Genomic DNA, 15,527 nt, shown 5'->3' with positions numbered 1-15,527 from the left:
TTGCCGGATCGCGAAACGAACATGGCCAGATGCATATTGTTCGCGCCTCAGCGGAGCGAATTGCGTTGCCTTTCTGCAGTCCGTCCCGAGGGCTGAACAAATCGATTCGAATCCGCTATCCGCATGTTCGCAAAAGACAAGTTCGGTGGGGGCCGAAGCCGTGCGGGGCAGGTGGAGCAAGTTGTGCAAGGCATGTGCGCCGGCCCTCGTGGCATGGCTGCCCTTCCTTGCGAACGCTCAGGCTGTAGCGCCCGATCCGGACGCCATCATCGTCACCGCAACCCGGCATAAGGAAATGCTGAACGACGTGCCGCTCGCCGTCGCGGCCGTGCCGGGAGAGGCGCTTGTGCGGCATGGTATCGCCCGGCTGGATCAGCTCGCCGCGGCGGTGCCCGGCTTCACCTATCAGAGCACCTCCTTCGATACGCCGGTGTTCGCGATCCGCGGCATCGGCTTTTACGATTATTCGATCGGATCCACCCCTACGGTGGGCCTGTATCTGGACGAAGCGCCCATTCCCTATGCGCAGGAAGCGCGCGGGCTGCTGCTCGATCTCGATCGGCTGGAAGTGCTGAAGGGGCCGCAGGGCAGCCTGTTCGGTCAGGGCACCACCGGCGGCGTCGTGAACGCCATCCCCGCCCGGCCCACCGATACGCCCGCCGCGGGCGCGCGGATCGGCTTCGGCCGGTTCGCGGCGATCGAGGCCGAGGCCTTCCTCAGCGGTCCGATCGCGCCGGGACTGAAGGCGCGCGTCGCCGTCCGACGCGAATATCGCGGCGATTGGCAGCATCCCTGGCTTCCCAACGACGCCCGTTTCGGACAGCAGTCCGGTGCCGGCACCGGTGCCCGCCGCTTCACCACCGCGCGCGCCGTGATCGATTGGCGGCCCGTCGATCGCCTGGCGGTGACGGCCACCCTTCACGGATGGCGGGATGGATCGGATCTGCCGGCCTTCCACTATGCCGCCTTCGCGCCCAATACGGCCGAAAACGCCCTCAACACGCGCACCTATGCCGCTCTGGCGACGCTTGCGCCGATGCCGCACGATGCGCGTCTCGCCGGCTGGGATGCCGGTGCCGATCTCGCCCGCCACGATCGCTTCGCCCTGGCCTCCCTGCGAGCCACATTGACACTGACCAAGGATGTCGAGCTCATCGCGATCGGCGCCGTGTCCCGCTATCGCGAGCGCAGCCGCACCGATCTGGACGGCACCGCCTACGCCGATCTGTTCAGCAGCCGCATCGGCCATATCGACAGCCTCTCGCAAGAGCTGCGCCTGTCCGGCGGCACCGGCCCGCTCCGCTGGACGCTGGGCGGGCTTTACGCGCGGGATCGCACGCGCGAGGAACAGCACAATCTCAGCGGCGGCGGCACCAGCAACGCGGTCGGACCTTTCCTCGTCTCCGGCGTCGTCCAGCGCAGCCGGCAGACGATCTCGACCCGTGCCGCCTTCGCGTCGGCCGATCTACCCCTCCTCGCGGCCGTCGCGCTGCACGGTTCGCTGCGCTACACCCGGCAGGATCGCGACTTCGCCGGCTGCCTCGCCGACGATGGCGACGGCAGCCTTGCCACCGCCATCGCCGCCGTGTTCGGCGTCGCCGCTACACCCGGCGGCTGCGTGACGCAGACCTCGCCCGGCGTCCTGCCGCCGATCGTGGATGGCCGCCTCGATCAGCATAATCTGTCTTTCCGGACGAGCGTCGATTGGAAGCCGCGTCCCGACGCGTTGCTTTATGTGGCTGTCGCCAAGGGTTATAAGCCGGGCAGCTTTGCGGTTGTGCCGGCGCTGTTCGCCGCGCAGTTCGATCCGGTAACGCAGGAATCGGTGCTGGCGGCGGAAGGGGGCGCCCGGTTCGGCCTGTTTGGTCGCCGCCTTCGGCTGGATCTCTCCGCCTTCCACTATGCCTATCGCAACAAGCAGCTGATGGGCACGGTGCTGCTGCCGCCATTCGGTCCGCTGCCGCAGCTGGTGAACATTCCCCGGTCCACCGTCGATGGTGCGGAGGCGAGCCTCGTCCTGCGTCCCGGCTCCCGCTTCACCCTTTCGGGCGGCATCACCTATGTCGCTTCCCGCGTCGATCGGGATCCGCCGATGCCGGTCGATGCCTATGGCGTGCCGACCAGCTTCATTGGCGATTCGTTCCCGAACACCCCGCGCTGGCAGGGCGTGGCGGAGGCGCTGTGGCGCCGCCCGCTTGGCCGCGTGGCGCTCGTCCTGGCGGCGGACGTCACCGCGCGCAGCGGCACTTATGGCATCTTCGGGGCCAATCCGGAGCTGCGCATGCCGGGTTATGCGCTTCTCGATCTGCGTGCTGCGCTGGAAGCGCCGGACGGCCGCTGGCGCGCCGAGCTCTGGGGACGCAATGTCGCCAATCGTTTCTATTATCTCAGCCTTGCCCATAATGGCGACGCGATCGTCGGTCAGCCTGGCATGCCCGCCACCTGGGGCATCACCCTGGAATGGCGCCGTTGATCCCGCGCCGGATGAGAGGCCGGGTTTCGGATGTGGCGCGATGACTTTGCCGGCGGGGGGTGACGGCTCTCCAAAAATGCACGATGCTGCAGGTGCGACGGGGGCGGGAGTGGGGCAGGCAATGCGCAGGACGAAACATATCCGTATCGGCATGCCAGCTCTCCTCGCGCTGGCGGTGGTATCCGCCTGTCACCGCCCGTCGCCGGTGCAGACCAAGCCGGAGGGCAAGCCCGGTCCGGCCGAGCTCATCGAGCTGCCGAACGGCACCATCGCCGCCCGTCCGGGCTCGGCGGTCGAACGCATGGCCCATTATCTCGCCTCGCAGGAGCCCGCTCCGCGTACCTTCCGGTTCGAGGAAGCGGAATTCGCGCCCTGGTCGGCCCATCCCAATCGCGAGACGCTGGGTACGCTTGCCTCGATCGGCGTGGTGCTGCGCCAATATCCGCAAACCCGCATCCGGCTGACCGGCTACACCGACAATGTCGGCGACGCCGGGCGCAATCTCACTTTGTCTACGCAGCGCGTCACGACCTTGAAAGCGCTGCTCATCGCCCAAGGCGTCCCGGAAGACCACATCGAAACCCAGGGCATGGGAATGGCCGATCCGATCGCTGACAATGGCACCGAAGCCGGCCGCGCCCGCAACCGCCGCGTGGAAATCACCATCACGCAGAAATAGCGGCCTCGGATGGATGCATCGATCTGGCAGACCCTCGGTATCCCTGCCACCGAGGATCAGACGGCGATCCGCCGTGCCTATAGCGCGCGGCTGAAGGCGATCGACGTCGAGGCCGATCCGGAGGCGTTCGTGTTTTTGCGTACGCCTTCGAACGAGCGCGGTATTATGTGAACAGCGAACCCATTTTGCCCGATCCGGTGGAGCTCGAGGCGGCAAACGCGTCTGGCGGACGGGGTTCTCGGTAAGCTGGACCGGGATTCCGCGCGGCGCTCCGATGTGTCAGCCCGAAAACTCGACGAGGATGTGGTCGAGGCCATCCAATTCCTCGTCGATGATATCACTGATCCTTGCCCAATCGCCGCCGGCCAGTCCGGCACCGATCTTCGGATATCCGATGCGGTAACCGGCGAAATGCAACGCGATGCCACGCATGACGCTGCGGATGGCATCATAATCGGCTTTCATGCCCGCGCCTCGCCAGTCGAATTGCGTGTAGGCGTTGACGATGACGATGGAGCGACCCTGCCTTTCGACCGTCGCCGAGGAGAAGCTGCCCAGCTTGGCGCGGCTTCCCTTCTCCGTTGCGCGATCGGCCGCATAGGCTTCGGGAAAATGCTGCTTGATCGCCAATGCGATGCCCTTCCCCATCGCACCTTGGCAGTTGCAGCCATGGACGATCACATCGAACTCCCCAGCCAATGCCAATGTTATCAGGTCGCCCTTGACGCTGCGCATGCCAATCACTCCTTGCCGACTTGCCGCCAGCTCATACCAAGACCTTGCTCTCCACCATTCCCTCGCCGCCGAAGATTCGCAGATAGCGGGCGATCTCCTCCGGTTTGCCGGTGGCCTTGGCCGGATTGTCGGAAAGCTTCACCGCCGGGCGCCCATTGGCCTCCACCACCTTGCAGACCAGCGAGATCGGATCGAGACCGGCGGTCTCGAACGGCGCGCAGCCGCGGAAGTCGTTGGTGAGGTTGGTGCCCCAGCCGAAGCTCATCCGCACCCGGCCGTGGAAGTGGCGATAGGTCTGCTCGATCGTGTCCACGTCCATCCCGTCGGAGAAGATCAGCAGCTTCTCGCGCGGATCGCGGCCCTTGTCCTGCCACCAGCGGATGATCTGCTCACCCCCTTCGATCGGCGGCGCGCTGTCCGGGCGGAAGCCGGTCCAGTCGGCCAGCCAGTCGGGCGCATGGGCGAGGAAGCTGGTGGTGCCGAAGGCGTCGGGCAGGGCGATCAGCAGATTGCCGCCATAATGATCGCGCCAGTCCTCCAGCACGCGATAGGGCGCTGCCGCGACGCCGGCATCGTCGGGCGCAAGCGCCGCCAGCACCATCGGCAGCTCATGCGCATTGGTGCCGATCGCCTCCAGGTCTGCATCCATCGCCAGGAGGACGTTGGACGTGCCGATGAAGCGATCGCCCAAGCCCTCCTTGAGCGCATCGACACACCAGCGCTGCCACAGGAAGCCGTGCCGACGCCGCGTCCCGAAATCGGAGATGACCAGATCGGGAAGGGTGCGCAGCCGCTCCACCTTCTCCCACAGCTTGGCCTTGGCGCGGGCATAGAGCACGTCGAGCGCGAAGCGGCCGCGCGCTTTCATCGCCGCGCGCGATCTCAGCTCGTTGATGATGGCGAGCGCTGGTATCTCCCACATGCTGGTGTGCGTCCAGGGGCCGTGGAAGCGCAGCTCATATTGGCCGTCGACCGTCTTGAGCTCATAGTCCGGCAGCCGGAAGTCGGCGAGCCAGGCGATGAAGTCGGGGCTGAACATCTGCTGCTTGCCGTAGAAGCTGTTGCCCGCGAGCCAGATCAGCTCCTTCTTGGAAAAGCGCAGCGTTCGGACATGATCGAGCTGCGCGCGCAGTTCCGCTTCGTCGATCATGTCGGCGATGCGCACCGCTTTGCTGCGGTTGATCACCGCGAAGGTTGCCTCGACATCGTGATAGAGATGCCGGATCATCTGCAGCATCAGCAGCTTGTAGAAATCGGTATCGAGCAGGCTGCGCACGATCGGATCGAGCCGCCAGTTGTGGTTGTAGGTGCGCGTCGCGATGTCGGTCAGGGCCATGACGGCGTTTCCCTTGTTGGCTTGGCTGTTTCTTCGTCAGCATGACGGGGAATGATGGGCATCATCATCATCCCTCCACCACCAGATTGAGCGTCCTGTCCGCCGGCGCCACGATCAGGCGGCGGCCCCAGTCGAAGGCGATATGGTCCTGCTCCATGCCGTCGGCGAAGATGGTGCCGCCCTCGTTCATCCGCGACGTGATGGCAAGCCCCGCGCCGGTCAGCTTGCCGGCGGCGATCGCGGTGCCGGTGGCGATGCTCGGAAAGGGCTCCCGCACGAAGAAGGCGACGGCCTTCTCCTCGGGGGCGAGCGCGATGCTCTGCCCGGTAGCCTGCATGATCGACCGGGCCCAGCCGGTGGCACCCGTGCCGGATGCGACGATCAGCCCGCTAGAGCTCTGGTCTTCCGTGCTGCCGTCGATCGCGATGCGATAGCGCGCGGACTGGTGGCTGCGGTGGCCGACGAAGATCTCGTTGAGCGCCAGCAGCCGTTCGCCGCCGTCCAGCACCGCCTCCACCATCGTGCGCCGCTCGATTGCCGTATCGCCGTGGAGACAGGCGGGCAGCATCCGGCCCAGCCGATCGGGCGCGATGCGGACGAGCACACCGTCATAGAGATCCGGCGCGGGATTGACGCCCAGCACCGGCTGGCCTGCAAGATATTTGGCGACATTGGCCACCAGCCCGTCTTGGCCCAGCGCAACGATCACATCCTCCGGTGCGAACAGGAAGCGGTCGAAATCCGCACGCCGGACCAGCGCCTGCCGCCATTCGGGCGGCACGGCGGCGCGGGCCGTGCGCAGCATCTCGCCGAAGTGCGCATGCCGCGCCTCGACCGCTTCGATCGTCTGGCCGCGCGTCTCGAGGAAGAAACGCGCCTGATCCCGCGTCGCGTGGCGCGCGATCAGCAGCTCATAGTCGGTTTCGCGCGTGACGAAGACGGCACGGGGCGGGTTGGTGGGCATGATGCATTTCCTTCCTTCGCCTTCTTCATCCTCCCCCAGAGGAGGAGGGGGACCGCGCGTAGCGCGGTGGAGGGGCTCCGGCCCGCCCCAAGCAAGCGGCATCACGGTCCGCACCCGGCTCGCCCCTCCACCATGCTGCGCATGGTCCCCCTCCCCGTTCCGGAGAGGATGAGAAAGGTTACCGCGCCGTCAGCGCCGGGGCCGCTTTGCGGAACTCGCCCATCAGGCTGGCGAGCAGGTCGGGCGTCACGTTGACGTGCTCGATCGTGTCGAGCTTGCCGGCCAGATCGCGGGCGGCGAGGCCGAGCAGCACGGCGGGCGGCAGGTCGCGATAAACGGCGATGTGCGCCAGCTCGGCCTCGGCTTTCGCAGCCTCCACCGTGCGGATGCGCGCCGCCTCCGCCTCGGCTTCCACCTGCCTGGCCTCGGCGAGGCCGGTCGCGCGGCTGCGGGCATTTTCCGCTTCCTGCGCGATCAGCAGCGTCTCGCGTCGGGCGAGCTCGGTCTTGTTGGCCAGCTCATTCTCCGCGATCGCGCGCTCCTTCTCCACCGCCAGGGCGCGGCGTTCGAAAGTGGCCTCGTCGGCTTTCTGCTGCAGCGCCTCGAAGGTCGGCGTCTGCAGCGCCCGTTCCAGCTCGCTGCTCGGCGCGATGCTGGTGATGCGTACCGCCACCACTGCGATGCCGATCTCCGCTAGGCTCTGTGCATTGGCCAGCGCCGTCTCGATCCGCCGGCGGAGGGGCTCGATACCTGCGTCCAGCAGCGCACGTACCGGCGCCGCGGCGAGATATTCCAGCGCGGCCTGGTTCACGAGCCCCGCGAGCCGCGTCTCGATCCGGTCGATCGGTTCGCCCTGCGGCTTGCCGGTGCCCAGCGCGATGCTGAAATCGACGCGGCTGGCAAGCAGCTCGGGATCGGTCACATGCCAGGTGAGCATGCCCTGCACCGCCACCGCCTGGAAATCCTGGCTGCGGCCCTTGATAAACAGGGTGGTCTCGCGGTCGTCCATCGGCAGCTCGGCGATGCTCGCCGTCTCCGGCCGGAACCAGAAGACGAGCCCACGCCCGCTCTGCCGCACGCGGCCGTTGCGATAGCGGATGACATGGCTGCTCGCGTCGCTCCGGAGCTGGGCGAGGAAGCCGAGATTGCGGATCTGTGCCATGATGATCCTCCTTGGGATTAAATTGCGGGTTTGAATCGGTAGAGCTCTGCTGGCCGGAACGAGGCGCCGGTTTCCCGTTCGCCGGTCGGCTCCAGCCAGCCCTTGTCGAGCATGCGTCGGCGGAAGGCCGGCTTGTTGAGAGACATGCCCGATATCGCCTCGTGCACGTCCTGCAGCTGGCGCAGGGTGAACAGGTCGGGCAGCAGCGCGAAGCCGACCGGCGAATAGTCCAGCTTGCCGCGCAGCCGCCGGACGGCGAGGCTGAGTATCTCCGCATGGTCGAAGGCGAGCGCCAGGGGGCCGTCCGCGTCCGTCGCAGTTGCGGGGCCGTCCGCTCCCGGCGCGGCGATGCGGGCGAGGGTGAGGCCGGGGCCGGCCCTTAGTGCCGCGGCGAAGCGCTCCGCCGGCAGCAGCGCGAAATAGGCCACGGTGATGATCCGCATCCGGGGGTCGCGGCCGACCGCGCCGAAGCTGTAGAGCTGCTCCATATAGGCGCCGTCCATCCGAGCCTTCTCGGAAAGGACGCGGCGCGCGGCATCGTCGAGGGATTCGTCGATGCGGACGAAGCCGCCGGGCAATGCCCACAGGCCCAGGTCCGGATGCTCGTCGCGGCGGATCAGCAGTGCCGCAGGTGCGCCGTCCGCGATCGTCATCAGCACGAGATCCACCGTCACGGCCGGACGTTCATAGTGCCGGGGGTCATAGCCTGCCAGGAATTCGACTTCGTCGTCGCGCATCGCAGCACCTTATATGCAAGATGCACTTTACTTATTTTCGATTCGAACATATGTCAAGCGGCGGAGACAGGATAAGGAGTTTTCCCATGCGCAATTTGGTCATCGTCGTGGACATGCAGCGGGATTTCGTGCTGCCGGATCATGCCTTGCCGGTCCCGGAAGCGGCGGGGCTGATCGCGTCGATGCGGGACTGGCTGGCCGCGCTCGATGCGCGTGTGATCGAAGGCGTGCTCTTCACCTTCGACACGCACGAGCCGGAGCGCTACGCCGCCTCGCCGGAGGGCGCGCAGTTCCCGATCCACTGCGTGCGCGGCACGCCCGGCTGGGACCTCGTCGTCGATCCCGCGGACGTGCCGGCGGCCATCCCGGTGTGGCGCCTGGAGAAAGGCGTGTTCGACATGTGGGCCGAGCCGGACGCCGCGATCCGCAACGCCCGCGATGACACGGCCCCGCCGCAGGATCGCGAAGCCTTCTTCGCGGCCCTGAAGGCGCGCGGTGTCGATCATGTGACGGTCATCGGCGTCGCTGCCGATTTCTGCGTCCGCTGGGCGATCGAGGGCCTTGCCGCCCGCGGCTTCGTGGTCACCGTGCCCGCGGCTCTCACGCGCGGTATCGAGCGGCCGATCGACGCGGTTGCCGAGGCGCATTTCGGGGGCATGGCGGTCAGCGTGACGGAATAACGGTCCAGAGCTGCTGCGGACGTTGATCGTCGGTGATGCGCATCAGGCAGACGCTATGGCGTTGCTCTGACGAAACCCGCGCGCGGCGCGCTCCATCCTGCTAACAGCCGCGTCATGACCGCTGCCGATCTCCGCGACCTCTTTGTCCGCACTCTCGTCCGCCAGGTCGGCGGGACCGCACGGGGGTGGCGGTTGGTGATGGGCGAGGTAAAGATCTACAGCGTCGAGACGCATCCGCATTGCAACTGGGCGATCACGCCATCCGGACGCGCACGGGAGATTGCCGAGGTGGAGCGCGTTGCCGACGATCTGCGGCTGCGCCATCCGATCATCCGGGGGTGAGTGCTTCCCCTGTGCGCACCGCAGAGGTTATCGGATTCACACTTTGCGGTTCGGACCTTTTAATCCTCCCCGGAACGGGGAGGGGGACCGCCGACGGCGGTGGAGGGGTTCCCGCGCCCGACGAGCGGCACCTCTGGAGTGAGCGGAGCCCCTCCACCACCCTGCGGGTGGTCCCCCTCCCCCTCCGGGGGAGGATGAACAACGCCAAGTGAGCCACGACGTGCGCATCCCGTTGCCCTGAAAGGGGGAATCCTAGCCTTTCATATAGTCCGCGAATGCGGCGGCGTAGTCAGGGTGCCAGCGGGAGAGGGCGGGGCGGTTTTCGATGATGTCGGCGGCGGCCCAGGCGATCCGCTTCTCGTCCGTTTCACGGGGCACGTCATTGTCCGGGCAGAGAATGTAGAAATCGCCCGCGGCCAGCGCCGGCAGCATGAAATCCACCACCTGCTCCGCCGTCCATGCGCCTGCCGGCTTCTCGCTGACGCCCCGGGCGCGGGTGAAGCCGGTGTAGGTGAAGCCGGGGATCAGGAGATGGGCAGTCACGCGTCCTTCCGTCGCCAGCAGATCGTGTGCCAGCGATTCGGTGAGCGCCTTCACCGCTGCCTTGCTGACATTATAGGCGGTGTCGCCCGGCGGCAGGGTGATGCCTTGCTTCGATCCGGTGTTGACGATGGCGCAGGGCCAGTCGGCAGCGATCATGTCCGGCGCGAACAGCTGGACGCCGTGGAGTACGCCCCAGAAATTGACGTCCATCGTCGCCTGCCAGCGATCGATCCCGCTCAATATCCCGCCGCTCCCTTCGCGTGCGGCATTGTTCATCACCAGCGAAACCGGACCGAGCGCATCAGCCTCGGCCTTCACGCGCGCGACATCCTCGCGCACGCTCACGTCCGCCGTCACGGTGCGTATCGTCGCGCCGGAGGCGGCGATCGCCTTGCCTGCCGCGGCCAGCGCTTCGGCGGAAATGTCCGCCAGGACGATCCGCATGCCTGCCGCGGCGAGCCGATAGGCGGCGGCCAGACCGATACCGCTGGCGGCACCGGTGATCACGGCCACCCGATCGCGGGCGATCGCGGGATGATGAGGCATGGGTGGGCTCCTCTGCTGGGCGAAGGCGAGATGTTTACTCCCCGATCGCCCTCAGATCATAGGGTGTCGTCTGGTAGATCTGGTGGATCCAATTGCCGAACAGCAGATGCGCATGGCTCCGCCAGCGGTTGAGCGGCGGGCGTTCGGGATCGTCGTCCGGGAAATAGTCGTGCGGCGGCGCGATCGGCTTGCCGCTTGCTCGGTCGCGGAAATATTCGTCGCTCAGCGAGCCCGTGTCATATTCGATATGGTTGAACATGTGCAGCGACCGATGGTCCGGATCGTCGATCAGGCAGAGCCCCGCCTCATCCGAATCCATCAGCACCTTGAGGCCGCGCCCCTCCGGAATGTCCTCCCGCCGCATCTCGGTCCAGCGCGAGACGGGGATGGCGAAATCGTCGGAAAAGCCACGCAGATAGGGCGAGGCGGGCGCCAGGTTGCGGTGGCTGTAGACGCCGAACTTCTTCTCCGGCAGCTCATATTTCGGCATGCCGTGGAAATGATGCGCGGCCGCCTGCGCGCCCCAGCAGATGGTGAAGCTGCCATGGACATGGGTCTGCGTCCAATCGAAGATGCGGCGCAGTTCGTCCCAGTAGGTGACTTCCTCGAACGGCAGCGTCTCGACCGGCGCGCCGGTGACGATGAAGCCGTCGAACTTCTCGGACCGGATATCCTCCCAGTTGCGGTAGAAGGAGATGATATGGTCGCTCGACGTGTTGCGCGGCACGTGGTTGGTCATCTTGACCAAAGTGAGCTCGACCTGCAGCGGCGACGCGCCGAGCAGTCGGGCGAACTGCGTCTCCGTCTTCACCTTGTTAGGCATGAGGTTGAGCAGGCCGATCCGCATCGGCCTTATGTCCTGCCGGATCGCGTCGGTTTCCTGCATCACCATCACGCCTTCCGCCTCCAGGATCGAGCGGGCAGGCAGGTTGTCTGGAATCTTGATAGGCATCGATCGTCACGGTTCCGCACTGCGGGGACAGGACCGATACGTGGCGAGACCCGTTTGTTTGCCGGTTCGGCCACATCCTCCCTTTCGGGAGCGCCACCTTGCTCGGGAAGCAGGTTGGCGTCGGGCATGGCCCAACTCTTGATGTATCCCGCCAGCTAGGCCCTTCCGCGCGCCTTTACAAGAGCATGTGTGGAAGGGGGGTGAGCCTTCCCCCGCCTGCGGGAGAAGGGAAAGGCGGCATCTTACGCCGCGTCGTGGAAGATGATCCCCATCGTCCGCCGATGTCCGGATCGCAGCGTGCTGACGCCGTGGCGCATCGCCACGCGATAGTCGCCGCGTGCCCCCTTCGCCGGACGTGCATTGACCGCGAACAGCACGGCATCGCCCTTGGCGAGCGGCACCACCTCCACGCGCGATTGCATGCGCGGGCGCTGCTCGGTCAACACGAACTCGCCGCCGGTGAAGTCGTCTTCCGGCGCAGAAAGCAGGATGGCGGCCTGCAGCGGGAAGACGTGGGGGCCGTAGAGATCCTGATGCAGGCAATTATAGTCGCCGGTGCGATACTGGAGAATCAGCGGAGTCGGCCGACGCTGCCCATCGGCATGGCAGCGCGCAAGGAAGTCGGCATGGGCCTCGGGAAAGCGGGCGTCCATGCCCATCCGTGCGTGCCAGCGGTTCGCGATCGGCGCGAGGCCGGGATAGAGGCCGGCGCGCAGTGCGGCCACTAGCGGCGGCAGCGGATAGGCGAAATAGCGATATTCTCCCCGGCCATAGCCGTGACGCGCCATCACCACATGGCTGCGAAAGCCCTGCTCGGCGTCGTAGAGCGCGGCCGCGGCGTCGCATGCCGCCGGATCGAGCAGCCGCTCCAGCCGCGCCCAGCCGCGCGCGTCGAGATCGGCGGTTACGGCTTGCCAGTCGATGGCGGCGATGCGGGCGGTGATGTCGGTGTCTTCCATCGGGCCGATCCTAGCGCATCCTTTCCGCCGTGCCTCCCGTGGCTTGCGGTGAAAGCGCCTGCTTCCCGTTCGCGCTGATCCTGTCGAAGCCGCTTCCTGCTTTTCAGGGCCTTCTTGTCGGGTCGGCCGGCGCGGTCTATCCCGCTTCTCCGGCCACCTGGGATTTCACGCTGCCGATGCACGATGACCCGCGGTTGACCGCCGATTTCTTCGCGCAGGATGCCGAGACGGTCGCCCGCGCGCTGATCGGGGCGGGGCTGTTCGTCGACGGGGTGGGCGGCACGATCGTCGAGACGGAAGCCTATGATCCCAGCGATCCGGCCTCCCACAGCTTCAACGGCCCGACCGTCCGCAACGCCAGCCTGTTCGGGCCGGCGGGACATGCCTATGTCTATCGCAGCTACGGCATCCACTGGCTGCTGAACTTCGTCTGCGCCGGAGCGAACGGCGTGCTGATCCGCGCAATCGAGCCGACCGCAGGCATCGAGCGCATGGTGGAGCGGCGCGGGACCGCGGTGCTGCGGCATCTATGCTCCGGCCCCGGCCGGCTCAGCCAGGCGCTCGGCATCGACAAGCGCCTCGATGGATGGCCGCTCGGCCAGCTGCCCTTCCTGCTGCGGCCAGCCGAAGGAGCGGTGCAGGTCAGCGTCGGGGTGCGGATCGGTATCAGCCGGGGAGTCGAGACGCCCTGGCGCTTCGGTTTGGCGGGATCGTCCTTCCTGAGCCGTCCGATCGCCGAGCCCGTCGGCGGCTGAGCCCGCGGCGATTCATCACGCCGGCGGCCCGTCGACCATGGACTCGACGAGATGCGCGCGCGACGGGCCGGGATCGAAGCGGTCGGCGAAATATTGGGTCTCATGGGCGACCAGTCCGTCATGGAATTCCATGATGCTCACCACATAGGACGGCACGTCGTCATAGCGCAGGACGAATTCCGTGACCCACAGATCGCCTCCGCCGATGATCCGCCGCACCGTGAAGCGCTTCCGGTTCGGCTGGACGAAACGGCTCTCCTGGATGTTGCGTCGGCCGCGGATCCGTTCGCCCGATTGTGGATAATCGAGCACGGCATCCTCATGATAAATCTCATGCTCGGCCGGGAAATCATTGGCGTCGGATGCGTCCCAGTGGCGCTGCAGAGCCGCCCGCACCGTGCGATCGTTCATCGCGTCTCTCCCTCTGCGGGGAAATGTGCAGCGTTAAGGGCGAAGATCAAGCCGGGAAGGGCCTGACCTGCGCGGATCGCAGCCGGCGCGAATGCCTTTCTGTTTGAGCCGATACCCACTTCGAAGTGAGCGGCAGCGGAATGACAAGCTGATGAGGAACAAGTCATTCAGGATCGGCCAGGCGGCGGTTCTGGCCAACCATGGCACTGCTGGCTAAGGACGCCAGGGAAAACATGGCGATGGCAACGTCGCATAGATCGATCGAATGCGCTGACCCCATCGTTCGGGCTCGGCGTCGGGGGAGCGTGCGACCCGTTGCTATTCCACGGGATCCGTTTGCGCCTGCGGCGGCGCGACCCTCAAAGACGTGACGGACGAAGCCTGCTCTCGTGAGGGCCGCTCGTCGCCTCAGCCCGCGGTTTGTGCGCCGTCGACCGGCATGGCGATGCCGCTGATCGTGCGCGCATCGTTCGATCCCAGGAAGGCGATCGCGGCGGCCACTTCCTCCGGCTCGATCATGTCGCCCATCTTGGAGGCGTTGCGCATCAGCAGGTTCAGGTCGATGCCTTCCGGCCATTTGGCCTCGCCGGTCATCGGCGTCTTCACCCCCGTCGGGCAGATCGCGTTGACGCGGACGCCCTTGGCGGCGAATTCGATCGCCATCGATTTGGTGAGCGCGACCACGCCTGCCTTGCTGGCGCAATAAGCCTCACTGTAGGCGATGCCGACGAGCGCCGCGGCCGACGCGATGTTGACGATATTGCCCTTGGTTTCGAGGAGGTGCGGCATCGCGGCCTGGCTCAGGAAGAAGACGCTGCCTAGGTTGATGCGCAGCATGCGATCCCAGCGGTCGTCGCCGAACTGATCGAGCGGCGCCCAGTCGAGGATGCCGGCGATGTTGCACAGCATGTCGATGCGGCCCCCGGCCTCGGCGGCGCGGGCGATCAGCATACGGCAACTCTCCGGATCGCCGGCATCGAAGGCGACGGCAAGGGGAGGCGTCGCGGCGGTGATCGAGGCGGCCACCGCCTCTACGCCAGCCTGGTTGATGTCGCCGAGGATCAGCGTCGCGCCTTCCTCCGCCATCAGCCGTGCGGTGGCTCGGCCGATCCCCGATGCCGCGCCGGTGACGACGACGACCTTGTCCTTGAAACGCATGGAAGCTCCTCTCCTCAATTGGCGCGAGCGCGCTTGATGGTGCCGAGATCGCGGCCGTGGCCGGTGAGATTGCCGATCATGTCGTTGCCCATGATCCGCTCGACGAAGCGCCATTCGCCGTCGACCTTCTCGACCGTGTCGCGATAGTCCCCGCCGATGACGGGCTGGAGCGGCACCGCGTCGGTTTCCTGGAAGACCATGACGTAGGAGGTGGCGACGGCGCGGTCCGGCCCGTCCGGGGTGATGATCAGGTTCGCGATATAATGGCGCGTGCGCGGCGTGCCGTCGGGATAGACGATCACCCAGTCGCGGAAGGCCGCGGCCATCTGCCCGGCGCTGCGATCCGCCATCAGCGCGCCGCCGCTATGGACCCGGGCATGCTGGAACAGCCGGCCGACGCCGTCGAAATCGCCGCGATCGAGCAGCATCGGATAGCTGTGCACCAGATTCTGGATCTGGAAATAGTCCTCGCCGGTCATCCGCTTCTCCCTTGTCCGGCCGCCGCTATCGCGTTCGATCCGGGCCGCCCACCTTGATTTGGAGGAGGCGGCGCTGCGCATTTCGGTGCAGCATGGCTGGGATAGGCCGCGAGACGCGAAAAGGCGACGGCTTCCGAGCGAGAGGAGACAGAGCGATGACCACATCCGCCAACCGGCAGCTTTTCGAAACGATGCTGGGCGCGCTCGGCCGCAAGGAATTCGATGCGTTCGAGGCATGCCTGGCCGAGGACGTGCTGCTCGAATGGCCTTTCCCGGTGATGGAAGGCTTTCCGCTGGAGCAGCGCGGTGCGCGCTGGTTCCGCGATTCGCTGGAAGCCAGCTGGCAGAATTTCGCGCCCTATGATTACCGGATCGAGGCGATCCACGACATGGCCGATCCCGACAGGCTGATCGCCGAATACAGCTCGCACAGCATCTATCTGCCGACCGGCGAGCCCTATTCGAACAAATATGTGAGCGTGCTGGATTTCGCCGACGGGCGGATCACGCGGTGGCGGGAATATCTCAACCCGCAAGTGATCGCGCGTGTCGTGGGCGGCGAGGCGGTGTGGAGTGGGGCAGACGCCTGATCTTCATCCTCCCCCGCAGGGGGAGG

At 66.4% G+C, this 15,527-nt stretch carries 18 protein-coding genes and 1 riboswitch; of the genes, 7 read left to right on the top strand and 11 right to left on the bottom strand.

Going from position 1 to position 15,527, the window contains the following annotated elements; translation table 11 throughout:
• Window positions 1–181: 181 nt before the first annotated feature.
• The 3 genes from GQY20_RS08215 to GQY20_RS08205 all read left to right on the top strand — a co-directional run bounded on the left by GQY20_RS08215 (window position 182) and on the right by GQY20_RS08205 (window position 3,323).
• Complete coding sequence (locus tag GQY20_RS08215; RefSeq protein WP_198350869.1) at window positions 182–2,473, top strand: TonB-dependent receptor; 2,292 nt, start codon at window positions 182–184, stop codon at window positions 2,471–2,473.
• A gap of 121 nt (window positions 2,474–2,594) precedes the next feature.
• A complete protein-coding gene (locus GQY20_RS08210; protein WP_157216570.1) occupies window positions 2,595–3,152 on the top strand; it encodes an OmpA family protein in 558 nt (185 codons plus the stop codon).
• 9 nt (window positions 3,153–3,161) lie between these two features.
• Window positions 3,162–3,323, top strand: a complete 162-nt coding sequence (locus GQY20_RS08205; RefSeq protein ID WP_157216569.1) for a hypothetical protein — start codon at window positions 3,162–3,164, stop codon at window positions 3,321–3,323.
• 108 nt (window positions 3,324–3,431) lie between these two features.
• Here GQY20_RS08205 and GQY20_RS08200 read toward each other — a convergent pair whose 3' ends face one another.
• The 5 genes from GQY20_RS08200 to GQY20_RS08180 all read right to left on the bottom strand — a co-directional run bounded on the left by GQY20_RS08200 (window position 3,432) and on the right by GQY20_RS08180 (window position 8,086).
• Complete coding sequence (locus GQY20_RS08200) at window positions 3,432–3,887, bottom strand: macro domain-containing protein (protein ID WP_157216568.1); 456 nt, start codon at window positions 3,885–3,887, stop codon at window positions 3,432–3,434.
• A 31-nt stretch (window positions 3,888–3,918) separates the two neighbouring features.
• The gene (gene pncB / locus GQY20_RS08195; protein ID WP_157216567.1) at window positions 3,919–5,223 is read right to left on the bottom strand and encodes a nicotinate phosphoribosyltransferase; all 1,305 of its coding nucleotides are present in this window, start codon (window positions 5,221–5,223) and stop codon (window positions 3,919–3,921) included.
• A 67-nt stretch (window positions 5,224–5,290) separates the two neighbouring features.
• Window positions 5,291–6,187 (bottom strand): NAD(+)/NADH kinase, encoded by an 897-nt coding sequence (locus GQY20_RS08190; protein WP_157216566.1) that lies wholly within the window; start codon window positions 6,185–6,187, stop codon window positions 5,291–5,293.
• 178 nt (window positions 6,188–6,365) lie between these two features.
• Complete coding sequence (locus tag GQY20_RS08185; RefSeq protein WP_157216565.1) at window positions 6,366–7,349, bottom strand: SPFH domain-containing protein; 984 nt, start codon at window positions 7,347–7,349, stop codon at window positions 6,366–6,368.
• Between the two features lie 17 nt (window positions 7,350–7,366).
• Window positions 7,367–8,086, bottom strand: coding sequence for an NUDIX hydrolase (locus GQY20_RS08180; protein ID WP_157216564.1), 720 nt, complete (start codon window positions 8,084–8,086; stop codon window positions 7,367–7,369).
• Window positions 8,087–8,172: 86 nt separating this feature from the next.
• Between GQY20_RS08180 and GQY20_RS08175 the strand changes: the two genes are divergently transcribed.
• Together GQY20_RS08175 and GQY20_RS08170 are read left to right on the top strand one after the other, a co-directional pair.
• Window positions 8,173–8,766, top strand: a complete 594-nt coding sequence (locus GQY20_RS08175; RefSeq protein ID WP_157216563.1) for a cysteine hydrolase family protein — start codon at window positions 8,173–8,175, stop codon at window positions 8,764–8,766.
• 114 nt (window positions 8,767–8,880) lie between these two features.
• Window positions 8,881–9,108 (top strand): hypothetical protein, encoded by a 228-nt coding sequence (locus tag GQY20_RS08170; protein WP_157216562.1) that lies wholly within the window; start codon window positions 8,881–8,883, stop codon window positions 9,106–9,108.
• 252 nt (window positions 9,109–9,360) lie between these two features.
• Here the strand turns inward: GQY20_RS08170 and GQY20_RS08165 are convergent, their stop codons facing one another.
• The 3 genes from GQY20_RS08165 to GQY20_RS08155 all read right to left on the bottom strand — a co-directional run bounded on the left by GQY20_RS08165 (window position 9,361) and on the right by GQY20_RS08155 (window position 12,108).
• The gene (locus GQY20_RS08165; protein ID WP_157216561.1) at window positions 9,361–10,197 is read right to left on the bottom strand and encodes an SDR family NAD(P)-dependent oxidoreductase; all 837 of its coding nucleotides are present in this window, start codon (window positions 10,195–10,197) and stop codon (window positions 9,361–9,363) included.
• A 34-nt stretch (window positions 10,198–10,231) separates the two neighbouring features.
• Entirely contained in the window at window positions 10,232–11,149 is a 918-nt protein-coding gene (metA, locus tag GQY20_RS08160; RefSeq protein ID WP_157216560.1) for a homoserine O-acetyltransferase MetA, read from the bottom strand.
• A gap of 44 nt (window positions 11,150–11,193) precedes the next feature.
• Window positions 11,194–11,299: riboswitch (SAM-I-IV-variant riboswitch) on the bottom strand.
• A gap of 92 nt (window positions 11,300–11,391) precedes the next feature.
• Window positions 11,392–12,108, bottom strand: a complete 717-nt coding sequence (locus tag GQY20_RS08155; RefSeq protein WP_157216559.1) for a 2OG-Fe(II) oxygenase — start codon at window positions 12,106–12,108, stop codon at window positions 11,392–11,394.
• A 38-nt stretch (window positions 12,109–12,146) separates the two neighbouring features.
• Between GQY20_RS08155 and GQY20_RS08150 the strand changes: the two genes are divergently transcribed.
• Entirely contained in the window at window positions 12,147–12,863 is a 717-nt protein-coding gene (locus GQY20_RS08150) for a DNA-3-methyladenine glycosylase (protein WP_232475945.1), read from the top strand.
• Window positions 12,864–12,878: 15 nt separating this feature from the next.
• Here the strand turns inward: GQY20_RS08150 and GQY20_RS08145 are convergent, their stop codons facing one another.
• The 3 genes from GQY20_RS08145 to GQY20_RS08135 form a co-directional block, all read right to left on the bottom strand.
• Complete coding sequence (locus GQY20_RS08145) at window positions 12,879–13,274, bottom strand: nuclear transport factor 2 family protein (RefSeq protein ID WP_157216558.1); 396 nt, start codon at window positions 13,272–13,274, stop codon at window positions 12,879–12,881.
• Window positions 13,275–13,682: 408 nt separating this feature from the next.
• Complete coding sequence (locus GQY20_RS08140; RefSeq protein ID WP_157216557.1) at window positions 13,683–14,432, bottom strand: SDR family NAD(P)-dependent oxidoreductase; 750 nt, start codon at window positions 14,430–14,432, stop codon at window positions 13,683–13,685.
• Window positions 14,433–14,446: 14 nt separating this feature from the next.
• Window positions 14,447–14,911, bottom strand: coding sequence for a nuclear transport factor 2 family protein (locus tag GQY20_RS08135; protein ID WP_157216556.1), 465 nt, complete (start codon window positions 14,909–14,911; stop codon window positions 14,447–14,449).
• A gap of 155 nt (window positions 14,912–15,066) precedes the next feature.
• Here GQY20_RS08135 and GQY20_RS08130 point away from each other — a divergent pair, with 155 nt between their 5' ends.
• Window positions 15,067–15,501, top strand: a complete 435-nt coding sequence (locus tag GQY20_RS08130; RefSeq protein WP_157216555.1) for a nuclear transport factor 2 family protein — start codon at window positions 15,067–15,069, stop codon at window positions 15,499–15,501.
• Window positions 15,502–15,527 lie beyond the last annotated feature (26 nt).

This window comes from Flavisphingomonas formosensis, assembly GCF_009755815.1.
In the GTDB taxonomy this organism is placed as follows: Bacteria; Pseudomonadota; Alphaproteobacteria; order Sphingomonadales; family Sphingomonadaceae; genus Flavisphingomonas; species Flavisphingomonas formosensis.
Note: the sequence above shows the minus strand (reverse complement) of the source record. Positions and strands in the feature narration are given on the sequence as shown.

Bases quoted from the DNA above. Each gene is read 5' to 3' on its own strand.
- pncB (WP_157216567.1), bottom strand. From the start codon at position 5,223: ATGGCCCTGACCGACATCGCGACGCGCACCTACAACCACAACTGGCGG.
- GQY20_RS08140 (WP_157216557.1), bottom strand. From the start codon at position 14,432: ATGCGTTTCAAGGACAAGGTCGTCGTCGTCACCGGCGCGGCATCGGGG.
- GQY20_RS08130 (WP_157216555.1), top strand. From the start codon at position 15,067: ATGACCACATCCGCCAACCGGCAGCTTTTCGAAACGATGCTGGGCGCG.
- GQY20_RS08205 (WP_157216569.1), top strand. From the start codon at position 3,162: ATGGATGCATCGATCTGGCAGACCCTCGGTATCCCTGCCACCGAGGAT.
- GQY20_RS08135 (WP_157216556.1), bottom strand. From the start codon at position 14,911: ATGACCGGCGAGGACTATTTCCAGATCCAGAATCTGGTGCACAGCTAT.
- GQY20_RS08165 (WP_157216561.1), bottom strand. From the start codon at position 10,197: ATGCCTCATCATCCCGCGATCGCCCGCGATCGGGTGGCCGTGATCACC.
- GQY20_RS08175 (WP_157216563.1), top strand. From the start codon at position 8,173: ATGCGCAATTTGGTCATCGTCGTGGACATGCAGCGGGATTTCGTGCTG.
- GQY20_RS08210 (WP_157216570.1), top strand. From the start codon at position 2,595: ATGCGCAGGACGAAACATATCCGTATCGGCATGCCAGCTCTCCTCGCG.
- GQY20_RS08185 (WP_157216565.1), bottom strand. From the start codon at position 7,349: ATGGCACAGATCCGCAATCTCGGCTTCCTCGCCCAGCTCCGGAGCGAC.
- GQY20_RS08145 (WP_157216558.1), bottom strand. From the start codon at position 13,274: ATGAACGATCGCACGGTGCGGGCGGCTCTGCAGCGCCACTGGGACGCA.
- GQY20_RS08200 (WP_157216568.1), bottom strand. From the start codon at position 3,887: ATGCGCAGCGTCAAGGGCGACCTGATAACATTGGCATTGGCTGGGGAG.
- metA (WP_157216560.1), bottom strand. From the start codon at position 11,149: ATGCCTATCAAGATTCCAGACAACCTGCCTGCCCGCTCGATCCTGGAG.
- GQY20_RS08180 (WP_157216564.1), bottom strand. From the start codon at position 8,086: ATGCGCGACGACGAAGTCGAATTCCTGGCAGGCTATGACCCCCGGCAC.
- GQY20_RS08190 (WP_157216566.1), bottom strand. From the start codon at position 6,187: ATGCCCACCAACCCGCCCCGTGCCGTCTTCGTCACGCGCGAAACCGAC.
- GQY20_RS08170 (WP_157216562.1), top strand. From the start codon at position 8,881: ATGACCGCTGCCGATCTCCGCGACCTCTTTGTCCGCACTCTCGTCCGC.
- GQY20_RS08155 (WP_157216559.1), bottom strand. From the start codon at position 12,108: ATGGAAGACACCGACATCACCGCCCGCATCGCCGCCATCGACTGGCAA.